Annotated in this window: 14 protein-coding genes; 9 read left to right on the forward strand and 5 right to left on the reverse strand. The window is 72.2% G+C overall.

Annotated elements, in window-relative coordinates; genetic code table 11:
• Positions 1-34: 34 nt before the first annotated feature.
• Positions 35-1,123 carry a mandelate racemase/muconate lactonizing enzyme family protein gene (locus OG371_RS38650; RefSeq protein ID WP_329061191.1) on the reverse strand — a complete coding sequence of 363 codons (1,089 nt, stop codon included), beginning with the start codon at positions 1,121-1,123 and terminating at the stop codon, positions 35-37.
• 222 nt (positions 1,124-1,345) lie between these two features.
• On the opposite strand from OG371_RS38650, the gene OG371_RS38655 reads away from it, so the two are divergent.
• The 6 genes from OG371_RS38655 (at position 1,346) to OG371_RS38680 (ending at position 8,645) form a co-directional block, all read left to right on the forward strand.
• Positions 1,346-2,281, forward strand: coding sequence for an ABC transporter permease (locus OG371_RS38655; protein ID WP_329061194.1), 936 nt, complete (start codon positions 1,346-1,348; stop codon positions 2,279-2,281).
• Positions 2,278-3,276, forward strand: coding sequence for an ABC transporter permease (locus OG371_RS38660; RefSeq protein ID WP_329061196.1), 999 nt, complete (start codon positions 2,278-2,280; stop codon positions 3,274-3,276). The genes OG371_RS38655 and OG371_RS38660 overlap by 4 nt, the downstream gene beginning before the upstream one ends.
• A gap of 18 nt (positions 3,277-3,294) precedes the next feature.
• Positions 3,295-4,986, forward strand: coding sequence for an ABC transporter substrate-binding protein (locus tag OG371_RS38665; protein WP_329061198.1), 1,692 nt, complete (start codon positions 3,295-3,297; stop codon positions 4,984-4,986).
• 4 nt (positions 4,987-4,990) lie between these two features.
• Positions 4,991-6,607, forward strand: coding sequence for an ABC transporter ATP-binding protein (locus OG371_RS38670; protein ID WP_329061200.1), 1,617 nt, complete (start codon positions 4,991-4,993; stop codon positions 6,605-6,607).
• Between the two features lie 65 nt (positions 6,608-6,672).
• Positions 6,673-7,221 (forward strand): dihydrofolate reductase family protein, encoded by a 549-nt coding sequence (locus OG371_RS38675; RefSeq protein WP_329061202.1) that lies wholly within the window; start codon positions 6,673-6,675, stop codon positions 7,219-7,221.
• Between the two features lie 254 nt (positions 7,222-7,475).
• Positions 7,476-8,645: a cytochrome P450 gene (locus OG371_RS38680; RefSeq protein ID WP_329061204.1), complete on the forward strand. Its 1,170-nt coding sequence runs from the start codon at positions 7,476-7,478 to the stop codon at positions 8,643-8,645.
• Positions 8,646-8,649: 4 nt separating this feature from the next.
• On the opposite strand, the gene pip is transcribed toward OG371_RS38680, so the two are convergent.
• A complete protein-coding gene (gene pip, locus OG371_RS38685; RefSeq protein WP_329061206.1) occupies positions 8,650-9,609 on the reverse strand; it encodes a prolyl aminopeptidase in 960 nt (319 codons plus the stop codon).
• A 105-nt stretch (positions 9,610-9,714) separates the two neighbouring features.
• Positions 9,715-10,587 carry an SDR family NAD(P)-dependent oxidoreductase gene (locus tag OG371_RS38690; protein ID WP_329061208.1) on the reverse strand — a complete coding sequence of 291 codons (873 nt, stop codon included), beginning with the start codon at positions 10,585-10,587 and terminating at the stop codon, positions 9,715-9,717.
• Positions 10,588-10,663: 76 nt separating this feature from the next.
• On the opposite strand from OG371_RS38690, the gene OG371_RS38695 reads away from it, so the two are divergent.
• Entirely contained in the window at positions 10,664-11,242 is a 579-nt protein-coding gene (locus OG371_RS38695; protein WP_329061210.1) for a TetR family transcriptional regulator, read from the forward strand.
• A gap of 44 nt (positions 11,243-11,286) precedes the next feature.
• Positions 11,287-11,754, forward strand: a complete 468-nt coding sequence (locus tag OG371_RS38700; RefSeq protein WP_329061212.1) for a GNAT family N-acetyltransferase — start codon at positions 11,287-11,289, stop codon at positions 11,752-11,754.
• 6 nt (positions 11,755-11,760) lie between these two features.
• Here the strand turns inward: OG371_RS38700 and OG371_RS38705 are convergent, their stop codons facing one another.
• Both OG371_RS38705 and OG371_RS38710 read right to left on the reverse strand, forming a co-directional pair.
• Positions 11,761-13,011 carry a hypothetical protein gene (locus tag OG371_RS38705; RefSeq protein WP_329061214.1) on the reverse strand — a complete coding sequence of 417 codons (1,251 nt, stop codon included), beginning with the start codon at positions 13,009-13,011 and terminating at the stop codon, positions 11,761-11,763.
• Between the two features lie 76 nt (positions 13,012-13,087).
• Positions 13,088-14,008: a PfkB family carbohydrate kinase gene (locus OG371_RS38710; protein WP_329061216.1), complete on the reverse strand. Its 921-nt coding sequence runs from the start codon at positions 14,006-14,008 to the stop codon at positions 13,088-13,090.
• A gap of 226 nt (positions 14,009-14,234) precedes the next feature.
• Here OG371_RS38710 and OG371_RS38715 point away from each other — a divergent pair, with 226 nt between their 5' ends.
• The gene (locus OG371_RS38715; RefSeq protein ID WP_329061218.1) at positions 14,235-14,867 is read left to right on the forward strand and encodes a hypothetical protein; all 633 of its coding nucleotides are present in this window, start codon (positions 14,235-14,237) and stop codon (positions 14,865-14,867) included.
• Positions 14,868-14,984 lie beyond the last annotated feature (117 nt).

The following is a 14,984-nucleotide window of genomic DNA, read 5'->3' on the forward strand; positions in this document are numbered from 1 at the left end:
TCGCACGAGAGCGTCGCCCAGGCCCGCGAAAGGCTTAGGCGACCCGGCGGTCGTCGATCGCGTCGCGGTCCCAGGCGATGCCCAGGCCCGGGGCTTCCGGCGCGACCGCGTGCCCGTCCTCGATCGTCATCTCCGCGGTGGTGATCGCGCGCAGCTGGGGGATGTACTCCACGTACCGGCCGTTCGGGATGGCCGCGGTGAGGCTCACGTGCAGCTCCATCAGGAAGTGCGGGCACACCTCCACGTGGTACGCCTCGGCCAGGTGCGCGACCTTCAGCCACGGCGTGATCCCGCCGACGCGCGCGACGTCCACCTGCACGATCGACGCCGCGCCGCGGTGCAGGTAGTCGCGGAACTGCGCGAGCGAGTACATCGACTCGCCTACGGCGACCGGGATCGAGGTGGCCGCGGCCAGCCGGGCGTGGCCGGAGACGTCGTCGGCGGGCAGCGGCTCCTCCAGCCAGAACAGGTCCACCGGCTCGAACGCCTTCGCCCGCCGGATCGCCTCGGCCGCGGTCATCGACTGGTTGGCGTCCACCATCAGGTCGAACCGCGGGCCGACGGCCTCGCGTACCGCGGTCAGCCGCTCCAGGTCCTCGCGCGCGGTCGGCTTCCCGACCTTGACCTTCACACCGCCCCAGCCCGCCGCCGCGGACTTCCGCGCGCCGGCCACCAGCTCGTCGGTGCTCAGGTGCAGCCAGCCGCCTTCGGTGTCGTACAAGGGAATCCGGGGCCGGAACCCGCCCGCGACCCGCCAGAGCGGCTCGCCCGCGCGCTTGCACCTCAGGTCCCACAACGCGGTGTCGACGGCGGCCAGCGCGAGCGAGGTGATCGCGCCGACGGTGGTCGCCCGCGTCGAGGCGAACAGGTCCCGCCAGACACCCTCGATCAGCCTCGAGTCCTGCCCGACGAGCCGGGGGAGCAGGTGGTCCCGCAGCAGCGCGAGCACGGCGCTGCCGCCGGTGCCGATCGTATAGGAGTAGCCGAGGCCGGTCGCGCCGTCGGCGGTGGTCAGCTCGACGAAGACCGTCTCCTGCTTGAGGAACGCCTGCACCGCGTCGGTACGGGTTTGCTCCACTTCCAGGTCGACGAGAAACGCCTCGGCCTTCGTGACGGCAGCCACCGGTCCTCCCTCGTTCGCACCAAAAATCCTATAGGATTCTCGCGGTCGAGGCGATCTGCTGTCAACCACGGTGGTCTTTTGCCCGATTCGGGCGTCCTGGTGCGATCGGCGGCGGGCGGCAGTACCTTGTCCACGATGTGGGAGGCACTACTCCAACATGGTGAATTCCCTTCGTGTTCTTTAGAGTTCCGTCGTCAAGATCCATTGAGCCGCTGAGGAACCGTGTCCGACATCCTGTCGCCGGGTGGACCGCCCGTGCCCGCCGCGGCTTCGCGCACCCTCTGGCACGCGTTGCGCCGCGATCGCTGGGCCCAGGCCAGCGCCGTGATCATCGTGCTGATCGTGGTGGCCGCCGTCGCCGCGCCGCTGCTGGCGCTGATCGAGGGCCAAGACCCGTACACGTACCACACCGAACTGCTGAACCCCTCGAACGGCGCCGGGGCCGGGGCGCTCGGCGGGATCAGCGGCAGCCACTGGTTCGGCGTCGAGCCGCTGACCGGGCGCGACCTGTTCGCGATCGTCACCTACGGCGCGCGCACGTCGTTCCTGATCGGCGTCGCGGCCACCGCGGTCTCGGTGGTGCTCGGGGTGCTGCTCGGCGCGAGCGCAGGTTACGTCGGGGGCTGGTGGGACTCGGTGGTGAGCCGGGTGACCGACGTGCTGCTCGGCTTCCCGCAGCTGATCTTCATGATCTCGCTCGGCGCCGTCGCCCCGGCCGCCATCCCGCGGCCGCTGCTGCTGATCACCGTGATCGGGCTGTTCGGCTGGCCGCGGGTCGCCCGGGTGATCCGCGCGCAGACGCTCAGCCTGCGCGGGCGCGATTTCGTCCGCGCGGCCCGGGCGCTCGGCGCGGGCGGGGCGCACGTGTTCCGCCGCGAGCTGCTGCCGAACCTGTGGGCGCCGATCATCGTGCTGAGCACCGTGACGATCCCGGCGAACATCGGGTTCGAGGCCGCGCTGTCGTTCCTCGGCGTCGGCATCCCGCCGCCCACGCCGAGCTGGGGCCGGTCCATCAGCGACGCGATCAACTGGGTGCAGTCCGACCCGATGTTCCTGATCTTCCCCGGCGCCGCCCTGTTCATCGCGACGCTCGCGTTCAACATGCTCGGCGACGGCCTGCGGGACGCGCTCGACCCGAAGACGGCGGTGCGCCGATGAATCGCGCACTCCGTTTCGTCGGCGGCCGGCTCGGCGGCATGCTCGTGGTGCTGCTGGTGGTCAGCTTCGCCACGTTCGCCGTGTTCTACCTGCTGCCCACGGACCCGGCGCGAATGTCCTGCGGCAAGCCGTGCACCCCGGAGAACCTGGCGATCGCGCGGCAGTTCATGGGCTTCGACAAACCGTGGATCCAGCAGTACCTGGACTTCCTCGGCGGCATCTTCGGCGGCCGCACCTTCGGCACCGGCGCGACGGCGATCGTCTGCTCCGCGCCGTGCTTCGGCTACTCGTTCCAGCAGAGCGAGCCGGTGCTGTCGCTGATCGGCGACCGGCTGCCGGTCACGGTCTCGCTCGCCATCGGCGCTTCGATCATCTGGCTGGTCGCCGGCGTCGCCACCGGCGTGTTTTCCGCGCTGCGCCGGGGAAAGGCCGCGGACCGGGTGGCGATGACCGTCACCCTGGCCGGCGTCTCGGCCCCGGCGTACCTGGTGGGGCTGCTGGGCATCCTGCTGTTCGGCTTCAGCCTCGACGTGGTGCCGGTCAGCGGCTACGTCGCGCTCGCGCAGAGCCCGGTCGACTGGGCCTGGCACCTGGTGCTGCCCTGGCTGGTGCTGGCGTTCATCAACGCCGCGGTGTACGCCCGGCTCTCCCGCGGGCAGATGCTGGAGATCCTCGGCGAGGACTTCATCCGCACCGCGCGCGCGGTCGGGCTGCCCGAGCGGACGGTGATCGGCAAGTACGCGCTGCGCAACGTGCTGCTGCCGGTGATCACGGTGTTCGCCGTGGACCTCGGCGCGCTGCTCGGCGGCGCGGTGATCACCGAGCGCGTGTTCGCGCTGCCCGGCCTCGGCGGCCTGATGGTCGACGCCGTGCACCAGGTCGACCTGCCGGTGCTGATGGGCGTGACGCTGTTCGCCGCCTTCTTCGTCATCCTCGCCAACTTCGTGGTGGACGTGCTCTACGGAGTGCTCGACCCCCGCGCCCGGCTCACGTAGGCAAGAAAGGGAAACACCATGGACCGCAGAGACTTCCTGAGGGCAGTGGGCCTGACGGCCGGCGTGTCGGGGGCCGCGGCGTTCCTCGCCGCGTGCAACGCGAACGAGCAGTCCGGCAGCGGCGGCGAGTCCGTCGCCGTCTCGGCCGGCGGGACGCTGTACATCCTCACCGACCAGACCTCGCAGCACCTGGACCCGGCCAAGAGCCAGAACCTGGCGATCACCACCACCGGCCTGATCCACCGGAAGCTGACCGCGTGGAAGACCTCCGCCGACGGCCCGGCCACCGTGGTGCCGGACCTGGCCACCGACACCGGCCGGGCCGGCGCCGACGGCAAGACCTGGACGTTCACCCTCAAGGACGGCCAGAAGATGGCCGACGGCACGCCGATCACCAGCGCCGAGATCAAGTACGGCATCGAGCGCTCGTTCGACGCCGCGTTCTCCGGCGGCCTGGGCTACCACAAAACCCTGCTGGAGGGCGGTTCCTCCTACACCGGCCCGTTCAAGGGCGGCGACCTGGCCTCGATCGAGACGCCGGACTCGAAGACGATCGTGTTCCACCTGGCCCGCCCGTACGGCGACTGGCCGTGGATCGTCAGCATGCCCGCGTTCTCGCCGGTGCCGAAGGGCAAGGGCACGGACGCCAGTTACGACTCCACGCCAGTCTGCTCGGGCCCGTACCAGGTGGCCGCCTACACCAAGGGCGTTTCGGTCCGGCTCACCCGCAACCCGAACTGGGACGCCAAGACCGACCAGGCGCGCAACGGGCTGCCGGACGTGATCGTGATCCAGCTGGGGCAGGAAACCGGCGTGGTCGCCCAGCGGCTGCTGGCCAGTTCCGGCAACGACGCCACCGCGTTCGGCGCGTCGTTCGTCAACCCCGCGCAGCTCGCGCAGATCCGGACCAACCCGGCGGCGAAGAACCAGCTGGTCACCTCGAAGTCCGGGGCGCTGGCCTACCTCGCGCTCAACACCAAGCGCGGGCCGCTGGCCAATCCCAAGGTGCGCCAGGCGTTCCAGTACGCGGTGGACAAGACCGCGTACCAGATCGCCAGCGCGGGCAGCGCCGACCTGGCCGGCCCGATCGCCACCACGCTGATCACCGAGGGCATCGCCGGGCGCGAGGTGTTCGACCTCTACCCGGCGCCGCCGAACGGCGACGTGGCCAAGGCCAAGCAGCTGCTCGCCGAAGCCGGCTTCCCCAATGGGATCGGCCCCTTGGACTTCCCGGTGTCCACTTCGAACAACGACGCCGACAAGGCCCAAGCACTCCAGGCCGCGTTGCAGCGCGCAGGGATCCAGACCAAGCTGCGCCCGCTCGACGAGGACGCCTGGGAGGCCGTGGTCACCGGCAACGACGGCTCGTACGATCTGACGCTCGGCTCCTGGCAGCCGGACTTCCCCAGCGCCAACGCCAACATCGAGCCGCTGTTCGGCACCTCGGAGATCGGCAACGGCGGTTACAACGAGTCGCGTTACTCGGTGCCCGAGGTGGACGCGCTGATCGCGCAGGCGCAGGGCACCGTCGACGTGACCGCGGCGGGCAAGCTGTGGGCGCAGGCCGACCGGCGGATCCTGCAGGACTCGCCCATCGTCCCGCTGATCTACACACGCAACTCGTTCCTGCACGGCTCGAAGGTCGGCGACTTCACCATCGGCGAGTTCCCGGCGTACCCCAACTACCTCCAGATCGGGCTGGCGAAGTAGGGCCGTGACCGAACAGCTGCTCGTCCTGCGCGACGTCTCGATCCGGTTCGGGGACGCCGATGCCGTCCGCGGGATCGGCTTCGAGGTGGCCCCCGGCGAAGTCCTCGCGCTGGTCGGGGAGTCCGGCTCCGGCAAGTCGGTGACCGCCCTGTCGCTGCTCGGCCTCCTGCCGCCGGCCGCGACGGTCACCGGCTCCGCGGTGTTGTCGGGACGCGAGCTGTACGGCCTGGACGCCGCCGCGATGCGCGAGGTGCGCGGCGGCGACATCGGCATGGTCTTCCAGGAGCCGATGAGCGCGCTGAACCCGGTGTTCCGCATCGGCACGCAGCTCGTCGACGCCGTTCGCGCGCACCGCAAGGTGTCGCGGTCGGAGGCGAAGAAGCGGGCGTCGGAACTGCTGGGGCTGGTCGAGCTGGACGCGGGGCGGGTGCTGCGCTCGTACCCGCACGAGCTGTCCGGCGGCCAGCTGCAGCGCGTGGTGATCGCGATGGCGCTGGTGCACGAGCCCGCGCTGCTGGTCGCGGACGAGCCGACCACCGCGTTGGACGTGACGGTGCAGGCCGGGATCCTGGAGCTGCTGCGCTCTCTGCGGGACCGGCTGGGCACGGCGATCCTGCTGGTCACGCACGACATGGGCGTGGTCGCCGACCTCGCCGACCGGGTCGTGGTGCTGCGTGAGGGCCGGGTGGTCGAGCAGAACTCCGTCACGGACCTGTTCGCCGCGCCGAAGGCGGCCTACACCCGGGAGCTGCTGGACGCCGTGCTGTCGCTGGGCACCGGGTCCGGCGACGAGCCGGCGTCGGAGGCCGAGGCGCTGGTTTCGGTGCGGGACCTGGAAGTCACCTACCGCCGGGGCGGCGGCGCGTCTCCCGTGCGCGCGGTCGACGGCGTCACCTTGAGCGTGGCGGCCGACGAGGTGCTCGGCCTGGTGGGCGAATCCGGCTCGGGCAAGAGCACGATCTCCTCGGTGCTGACCGGGTTGGTGACGCCCTCGGCGGGCTCGGTCAGCGTGGCCGGGACCGACCTGGCGACGGCGTCGGCCCGGCAGTGGCGTGAGGTGCGGCGGCAGATCGGCATCGTGTTCCAGAATCCGGCCTCCGCGCTCAACCCGCGCGCCACGATCGGCGCGAGCATCGCGGAACCACTGGTGGTGCACGGGTTCGACGGCGACCACCGGGCCCGGGTGACCGAGCTGCTGGCCGCCGTCCGGCTCGATCCACGGTGGACCGGACGGTATCCGCACGAGCTGTCCGGCGGCCAGCGCCAGCGGGTCGGCATCGCCCGCGCGCTGGCGCTGCGGCCCCGGCTGCTGATCGCGGACGAGCCGACCAGCGCCCTCGACGTCTCGGTGCAGGCGTCGGTGCTGGCCCTGCTGGCCGAGCTGCAGCGCGAGCTGTCGTTCGCCTGCCTGTTCATCAGCCACGACCTCGCGGTGGTCGAACAGGTCGCCGACCGGGTCGTGGTGCTGCACCGGGGCAAGGTCGTGGAGGAGGGCCCCGTGGCGTCGGTGCTGGGCTCGCCGCGCGAGGACTACACGCGGCGCCTGGTGGCGGCCGCGCCGGTCGCGGACCCCGCGCGGCAGCGTGAACGCCGGGAGGCCTGGCGCGCCCTGCCCCGCTGAGGCGATGAGTTTTCGCGTCCGCCCCGGTCAGTACCGGGGCAGACGCGCGAACTAGGAGGCAGGACATGGGAAAGCTGCTGTACTCGGCCACGATGTCGCTCGACGGGTTCATCGCCGGTCCGGGCGGGGACATGGGGTGGGCGGTGCCCTACCTCGGGCCGAACCCGGTGGTCAGCGAGCTGATCGGGGACATCGGGGCGCTGCTCGTCGGCGCGCGCACCTTCGGCGGGGACGACCCGCACCGCGGCACGGAGAAGGAGGGCAAGCCGTTCGGCGGCGGCTGGGAAGGCCCGCAGTTCGTGCTGACCCACCACGCGCCGGCCGAGCCGGTGCCCGGGGTGACGTTCATGGCCGACCTGGCCGAAGGCGTGGCCGCGGCGAAGGCAGCGGCGGGGGAGAAGTACGTCAACGTGCTCGGCGCGACGGTCGGGCGGTCCTGCCTCGAAGCGGGGCTGCTCGACGAGGTTTTCGTGTGCATCGCGCCGGTGCTGCTCGGCGGCGGGGTCCGGCTGTTCGACCGGCCGGACGGGAAGCCGGTCCGGCTCGAGCGGCTGCACCAGAGCGAGGCGCCGGGGGCGACGAACCTGTGGTTACGCGTCCTCGACCTCGGCTGAGGCCAGCAGGCCGATGAGCACCGCCCGGGCCAGGTATTCCAGCCGGGGCCCGAAATCGACCACGGCGTGCCCGAGCCGCGGGTCCTCGGCGTAGAACCGGGCGCCCGGTGGGCCGAGCTCGGCCGTTCGGTCGACTTCGCGAGCTGACTGAACGGCCGAGCACTCGATCGCGCGGGGTTTCCGCCCGCGTGGCCGATGCCGGGCGCGCCGGGGCGGTTCTACGGTGGACAGTCCCCTGCGACCCGGGAGGACGCATGGCCAAGTCGGTCGAGGAGATCCTGGCGAACGTCGACCTCTACGCCGAGGACCAGCGCGAGAACCTGCTGGCGGCGGCCGCCGCGGCGCGGATCCGGTCGCCGATCCCGCACACCGGCGCCGACGGCGGCTACCACGTGCTCACCCGCTACGAGGACGTGCGCACGGTCTGCGCGGACCCCGAGCGGTTCAGCTCCGGGCAGCCGAGCATTCGCGGCGTGCCGGTGCGGGTGATCCCGATCGACACCGACCCGCCGCTGCACCGCGAGTACCGGAAGATCCTGAACCCGTACTTCGCGCGGAACTTCCTGCTGCGGTACGAGCCGCAGATGCGTGAGATCGCCCGCGTCGCCGTCGCGTCCTTTGTGGACAAGGGTGCGTGCGAGGTGGTGCAGGACTTCGCGGTCCCGTTCAGCGCCGGCTCGCTGGCGCGGATCGTGTTCGCCACGGAGAACCAGGACCTGGTGGCCCGCGGGGTCGCGGCGGCGAAACAGGCGGCGCTGACCAGCAGTCCCGAGTCGTTCCAGGCGTTGGCGGGCTTGGCGATGGAGGCGCTGGCCGAGGTCGAAGAGAGCGGTGCGGACACCGTGCTGCGCGCGCTGGTGACGGCGACGGTCGACGGCCGCCCGCTCACCGTGGAGGAGCGGCTGGGCATGGTGACCACGCTGTTCCTCGGCGGCCTCGACACGACCCGCGGCGTGATCGCGAACATCGCCTGCCACCTGGCCACGCGCCCGGACGTCGAGCCGATCCTGCGGCGCCCGGGCGGCTGGCAGCGTGAGCTGGAGGAGTTCCTGCGTTACGAGACGACGGTCGCGTTCATGGCGCGCACCGCCGTCCACGACACCGAAGTCGGTGGTGTGCCGATGAAGGAGGGCGACCGGATCGCGGTGCTCTTCGCGGCGGCGAACCGGGACCCGGTGTGGTTCGAACGCCCGGACGAGCTGGTGTTCGACCGCCCGAACGTGCCCCACCTGGCGTTCGGCTTCGGCATCCACCGCTGCCTCGGCCTGCACTTCGCCCGCATCCAGCTGGCGATCGCGTTCGAGGAGCTCCTGGCGCGCACCACGAACTTCCGGCTCGCCGGCGGCGCCGAGGTCCCGCGGCAGGTGGGCCTTTCGCTGAACAGCCCGCACCGGCTGGACGTCGTCTTCGACGCCTTGGCTTGACCGGTCAGCGGTCGGCGAAGCGCGCGACGGCCGCCCTGACCGCCTCGCCCATGTCGGGGCTGCCGGTGTGGCCGGAGTCGTCGATGACCACGAGCTCGGCGCCGGGCCACGCCTGGACCAGGTCCCACGCGGGCTTCATCGGCACGCTGAGGTCCAGCCGGCCGTGCACGAACACCGCGGGGATGCCGTGCAGCCGGTGCACGTCGCGCAGGATCGCGCCCGGTTCGACCCAGCCGGCGTGGCCGAAGTAGTGGGCGCAGATGCGGACGAACGCGACGAGGTCGGCGCCGTCGCGGGCGCTGTACTGGCCCGGGCTCCCCTTCGACTCATGCGCGATCACGGCGTCCTCCCACGTGCACCAGGCGCGCGCCGCCCGGAGCCGGACCTGCTCGTCGGGGCTCACCAACAGCCGGCTGTACGCGGCGAGGAGGTCGCCTTCGCGGTCGGCCTCGGGCACCGCGTCGCGGAACGCCTCCCATTCGCGGGGCAGCAGCCGGCCGACGTCGCGGTACAGCCAGTCGACCTCCTCGGGCCCGGAGGTGAACGTGGCGATCATGACCATCTCCGAGACCCGCTCCGGGTACCGCTCGGCGTACACGAGCATCAGCGTCGGGGCCCAGGAACCGCCGAACAGCAGCCATTTCTCGATGCCGAGGTGCTCGCGCAGCTTCTCCATGTCGGCGATCAGGTGCTCGGTGGTGTTGTGCGCCAGGCTGACCGACGGGTCGCCGGCGTGGGGCAGGCTGCGGCCGCAGCCGCGCTGGTCGAACCGGACGATCCGGAACTTCTCCGGGTCGAACGCCGTGCGGCTGCTGCGTTTCCCGCCCCCGCCGGGCCCGCCGTGCACGACCAGCGCGGGCTTGCCGTCGGGATTGCCGTTGGCCTCCCAGTAGACCTGGTTGCCGTCGCCGACGTCGAGCAGCCCGTGGTCGTAGGGTTCGGGCATCGGGAACGAGTCGGCCACGGTGATTCCTCCAGTCGGGCGGGCAACCCGGCCACGCTACCGGCGGCCCCGTCGCGCGGCACCTGGTTTATCCGGTGTCCACTGTGTTGAGTGTCCACTGTGGAATTAGGCGAACGGGTCGACTCCGGTCAGCTCGACGCTGGCCGCCCAGACGCGGGCCGCGGCCTCGGCGTCGGCCAGCCGGCCCCGCACCGTTTCGAGGTGGGGCCGCCCGCGCATGCCGAGCGTGCGCGGGCCCCAGAGCTGCCCGCCTTCGACGTCCGGTTCGAGCACCGCGTGCACGGCCGGCCACGCCCCGGCGTCCTTGCCCTGCAACAGAAGCCCCGCGGGGGAGAGGCCGGGCTTGCGGACGTGCACCGGTGGCCGGGACGGCGTCAGCGAGTCCAGCGCGCCGCCCGGGTGCGTCACGACGCTGATCGCGCTGCTGCCGGCCGCGCGCAGCCGGCGGTCCAGCTCGAAGCCGCACAGCATCTGCGCGAGCTTCGACCGGGCGTACGCGCGTTTGGGATCGTAGTCGTTGCGGCTCTGGAGGTCGTCGAAGTCGAGTTCGGCGCGTTTCGCGGTGAAGCTGCCGGTGGTGACGATCCGGCCGCCGTCGGCCAGCAGTGGTGCGAGCCAGTGCGTCACCGCGAAGTGGCCGAGGTGGTTGGTGCCGAACGTCAGCTCGTGCCCGGCCGCGGTTTCCCGGCGCTCGGGCCCGTCGAGGTACACGCCGGCGTTGTGCACCACGGCGTCGAGGCGGCTCAGCTCCAGCGCGTCCACGGACGCCTTGAGCGACGTGAGGTCGGCGAGGTCGAGCGGGATGTGCCGCACCTGCGCGCCCGGCACCTGCGTGCGGATCGAGCCGAGCGCGGCTTCGGCCTTGGCCGCGCTGCGGCTGCCGATCACCACGGTGGCGCCGCGAGCGGCCAGCTGCTCGGCGACGAAGTACCCGATCCCGGCGTTGCCGCCGGTGACCAGGACGGTCTTGGTTTCCATGCCACCGAGAAAACCACGGTCGCGGAAAAACCGCAATCACTACGAGTTCGTAGTCACTTCGGGTATGGTGGTTGCCATGCCGGAGACGACCGGGCGCCGTGAGCGCAAGAAGGCCGCCACCCGCCAGGCCCTGTCCTCGGCGGCGTTGCGGCTGTTTTTGGAGCGGGGCTTCGACAAGGTGACCGTGGCGCAGGTCGCGGAGGCCGCGGACGCGGCGGTCACCACCCTGTTCGCCCACTTCCCGGGCGGCAAGGAAGCCCTGATCCTCGGCGACGGCGCCGAGCGCGCGGCCGCCCTGACCGCCGCGGTGCGCGAGCGCGCCCCGGACGCCTCGATCCTCGATGCGCTGCAGGCGTTCCTGGTTACGCGCGGCCCGTTCGACCCGCGCCCGAGCCCGGAGTTCCGCCGCCGCACGGACCTCGTCATGCGGACCCCGGCGCTGCGCGCGTACGCGAGGAAACTGTGGACGGAGAACGAGACCGTGCTGGCCGCCGTGATCGCCGAAGCAGCGGGCAAGGCGGCGGACGATCTTTCGGCACGGGTGCTGGCCCGGTACGTCCTGGAGGTCCCGGACCTGGCCGCGCTGGAACCCGACCCGCGCCACGCGCTGGAGACCGCGTTCGACCACCTTCGGCAGGGCTGGCCGGGTTTCTGAATTCGATATTTACATGATTAATCCGGCGCGTTAACGTCGCTTTCATGAATATGGCGATCGTGGTGGCCGGTCCGGCGCAGCTGCCCGGCTTGGTGGATTCCGTGCACGCATTGTTCGCCGAGGACGGCGGCCGGCACGACCACCGGATGGACCTCGGCTGGCCGAGGCGCGACGGGCCGCGGTACTACTCGACGCTGCTCGCCGACGACACTGCGCTTTGCCTGGTGGCCCAGCAGGAGAACGCGGTGGTGGGCCACCTCGTCGGCCGGATCGGCGGCGGCGAGCCGCTGCGTCCGGACGCCGTCACCGCGGTCCTCGAAAGCATGCGGGTCGCGCCGGAGGCCCGGGGGTCCGGCGTGGGCTCGGCGCTCGTCGCGAGATTCGACTCGTGGGCCGGAAAACGCGGCGCCCGCCATTTCTCGGTGACCGCGTATTCGGCGAACGATTCCGCGATCGCCTTCTACCGGCGCCACGGATTCCGCGAAATGTCCGTCACCCTCGCGCGAGCCTGAGCAGGTTCACTCGGTCGAAATGTCCAGCACAGCCTTTCCGTCAAGCAGTGCGGCCACGCGGACGCGGACGGAACTCGGGCCGATCGAGACCGTGAAGCGCATCCCGCCGACGGTCACGTCCGCGACGCCGGAGACCTGCACCTGGCACTTGCCCGCCTGGCAGGCGCCGAGGTCGGTGCCGTTGGCGGCGGCGGGCAAGGACGGAGGGGGAGAGTCGAGCGGACGGCAGCTCGGCGCCACGTTGTAGGAGTTCGCCAGCACCTCGCTGCGCGCGACGGCCGTCGGCAGGTCGGGCGACGGCAGCGTGATCGTCGCGAGTGTGTCGATCACCTGCTGGGCTTGGGGTTTGAGCTGGTCCGCCGGCTGGAACGACAGATCGGCCCCGGCTTGGCCCTGCGTCGAGGGGAGTTTCGGCACCACCGCTTGCAACGCCGCGAGCAGGCCGGTCCGGTACGCGTCGGCCTCCTTGACGCCGGTCGGCGCCAGTGGGGCGAGGGCGTCGGCCAGCTGCCCGACCTGGATGCCGGCCGAGCCGATGAAGTTGGCCAGCTCGAACCCGCCGAGCTGGGCGAACCGCGGGTCGTCGCTGACGAGGTCGCCCAGTTTCCGCGTGCGCAGCGCGGCCACGGACGCGGTGGCGGTGCACATCGTGTCCGACCACGTGACCAGCGCCGATGTCGGCGCCGCCGCGTCGACCGGGCCGAACTGGCGGACCGGCGAGCAGCCCGGCGCGACGTTGAACGACGCGTTCAGCTTGGCGTCGCCCCGCACCGCCTTCAGCAGGTCCGCCGTCGTCGGCTTGAGCGCCGTGGTCGCGGCGGCGACCTCACGGGCCTTCGCCAGCGGCTGCTTCTCCGTGCTCGCCGGCACCTTCTTTTGCAGTTCCCCCAAGGCTTTGCCGAGCGCGGCGACGTACGCGTCCGCGCCCTTGACCCCGGACGGCGGCACGTCCTTCAGCTGCCCGCGCACCCGGTCGATGCCGGAGCCGGTCTGGCTGAGGTAGGAGTCGATGCTCGAGTCGAGGAAGCTCGCCTGGTCGGGGTCCGCGGCGGTGCGGTTGACGTCGTCGATCCCGGACCGCAGGCTTTCGGCCGACTTCGCCACCCCGCACACGGCCACGGACCAGCCGACCAGCGCCCGCGTCGCGGCGGGCACGGTGGGCAGCGGCGCGGGCAGCGCGTGCCCGTCCGTGGTGCACGCCGCCGCCGAGAATCCCAGCACCACCACCGCCACGACGGCCTGGCCCCTGACCCGCATGCCGGTTCCCTCCCCTCGCCGATGCGGGTGAGGGTAGGCAGACGGGGCCGGGAGGGGTCCCGGAAAACGGGCCGGTTCAGCGCGCCGGCGCGAAATGCCGGTCCAGCTCCGCCAGCCGGCCGGCCAATGCTTCGGAGGTGAGGTCCGGGCGGGCACCGGGATAGGCGACGGCGACCCCCGACGCGGCGACAGCGAGACGCGCGGCGCGGCGGGGACCCTGGCCGCGCGTCAGACCCCAGGCGAGGGCGGCGGTGAAAGCGGCGCCGTCGGACGGATGCGGCAGGAGCAGGTGCTGGTCCGCCCAGACGAACAGGCAGCCGAGATCCCCGAGGTCCAGCACGACCAACGCGGGCCCGAGCCGCAGCAGATCGTCGGCGGCCCGCAGCCCGGCTTCCACGGTGTCGAGCGGAATACCCGCCAGCAGCGGGCCTTCCGCGCGGTCGAGCCGGAGGACGTCGGTGGCGGCCAGCAGCCGGGCGCGTGTCCGCGGATCTTCGCCGGGGTGGCCGTCCAGCACGACGCGCCGTCCCGCGTCCCGCGCGCACTCCGCGGCGGCGAGCGTCGCGTCGGCCGGCTGCTGCGGCTGGATCACGACGGTCCCGGCCGAGGTCAGCAACGGGCGGGCGGCGGCGACGTCGCGCGGGGTCAGCCGGACCGCGCGCGGCAGCTCTTCCAGGTAACGCCACCGGCCGTCTTCGCCGAACACGTCGACGATCAGCCCGGTCGCGGTGCCGAGCCGCCGGACCACCCAGCCGGTGTCGACGCCGCCTTCCCCGGCCTGGCGCAGCAGCCGCCCGCCCGGCTCGTCGTCGCCCACCACCCCGAGCAGCCCGACCGAAGCGCCGAGCTGCGCGAGCCCGACGGCGATGGCGGCGCCCTTCCCGCCGATCAGCTCCCGGCGCTCCCGCACGGGCGCGGGCGCGCCGCCGGGTCTGCCGGAAACGAGCACTATCAAGTCCCGCGCGATCTGGCCGACCACGGCCACGTCAGCTGTCATGGGCGGGGGATTACCCGCCCGTCCCGGGTTCAAGCGTGGATACGCCCGCCGGTATGGGTGGATTTCTGCCGCCGGACGGCCGATTCCGGTCCGTTCGGCCGCAACCGCGGGCCCCGGGGACGGGGTTTCGGGAGGGGGGCGGGTTTACAAGATCGTCCGGGCTTCATAGGATCCGGCGGCCGGACGCGCCGCGGGAGCCCGTGGTCCCGGCAGGGTGGAGGTCTGCATGGCTCACACGGAGCCCGGCGACAGCAGTGACCGCAGTGACAGCGGCGACCTGGATTCGGTCGCGAAACTCGTCAGCCTCTCGATGACGGCGCCGATGCCGCGCATCCCCGGCGAAGAACCACCGCCGCAGCCGGACGGCCCTTCGACCCGGCCCCAGCCCGTCGTCGGCGAGCTGCCCGCGGAACTGGACGCGCTGATGAGCGCTCCGGAACCCGATGGGAGGCCGGTGACCGCGCCCCCGTCGACCGGGCGGCGACCGGCCCGGCGTTTCGTGATCGCCGGTGCCGCGGCGGTGGCGCTGGCCGGACTCGGCACGTGGGCCCTGTGGCCCGCCCCGGTGAACGGGACGGCGGGAAAGCCCGCCGAGGTTCCCGCCGCGCCGTCTTCGTCGAGCGCGCCGCCCGCGGTCGCCACGATCAGCGCGAGCACCGAGCCGCCCGTCGCGTCCGACGAGGTCTCGCACAGCACCGTGCGCACCACCGAAGCGCGGCGCACCCCGGGCAAGTCCCCCGGCGGCGCGCCCGCCTCCAAGACCACTTCGGACGACCCACTGGCCGACTACTTCAGCTCGGCCGTGAACTCGTACATCCAGCAGTGGAGCGACCAGCAGGGCCCGCCCCGTCACCGATGATCTCCGGTGACGGGAAAACCGCAGGCCTCGGCCCGCGAGGCCGCTGATCGGGCGACCTGGCGTAACCCTCGGGTGCCCGAGTACTACGCTGAGTGGGCCAACGCCGCCCCCGAGCCC

It is taken from the genome of Amycolatopsis sp. NBC_01480, assembly GCF_036227205.1.
GTDB lineage: Bacteria > Actinomycetota > Actinomycetes > Mycobacteriales > Pseudonocardiaceae > Amycolatopsis.

Excerpts from the sequence above, each read along its gene's own strand:
- OG371_RS38665 (WP_329061198.1), top strand. The coding sequence starts at position 3,295 with ATGGACCGCAGAGACTTCCTGAGGGCAGTGGGCCTGACGGCCGGCGTG.
- OG371_RS38690 (WP_329061208.1), bottom strand. The coding sequence starts at position 10,587 with ATGGAAACCAAGACCGTCCTGGTCACCGGCGGCAACGCCGGGATCGGG.
- OG371_RS38680 (WP_329061204.1), top strand. The coding sequence starts at position 7,476 with ATGGCCAAGTCGGTCGAGGAGATCCTGGCGAACGTCGACCTCTACGCC.
- OG371_RS38660 (WP_329061196.1), top strand. The coding sequence starts at position 2,278 with ATGAATCGCGCACTCCGTTTCGTCGGCGGCCGGCTCGGCGGCATGCTC.
- OG371_RS38710 (WP_329061216.1), bottom strand. The coding sequence starts at position 14,008 with ATGACAGCTGACGTGGCCGTGGTCGGCCAGATCGCGCGGGACTTGATA.
- OG371_RS38675 (WP_329061202.1), top strand. The coding sequence starts at position 6,673 with ATGGGAAAGCTGCTGTACTCGGCCACGATGTCGCTCGACGGGTTCATC.
- OG371_RS38705 (WP_329061214.1), bottom strand. The coding sequence starts at position 13,011 with ATGCGGGTCAGGGGCCAGGCCGTCGTGGCGGTGGTGGTGCTGGGATTC.
- OG371_RS38700 (WP_329061212.1), top strand. The coding sequence starts at position 11,287 with ATGAATATGGCGATCGTGGTGGCCGGTCCGGCGCAGCTGCCCGGCTTG.
- OG371_RS38695 (WP_329061210.1), top strand. The coding sequence starts at position 10,664 with ATGCCGGAGACGACCGGGCGCCGTGAGCGCAAGAAGGCCGCCACCCGC.
- OG371_RS38715 (WP_329061218.1), top strand. The coding sequence starts at position 14,235 with ATGGCTCACACGGAGCCCGGCGACAGCAGTGACCGCAGTGACAGCGGC.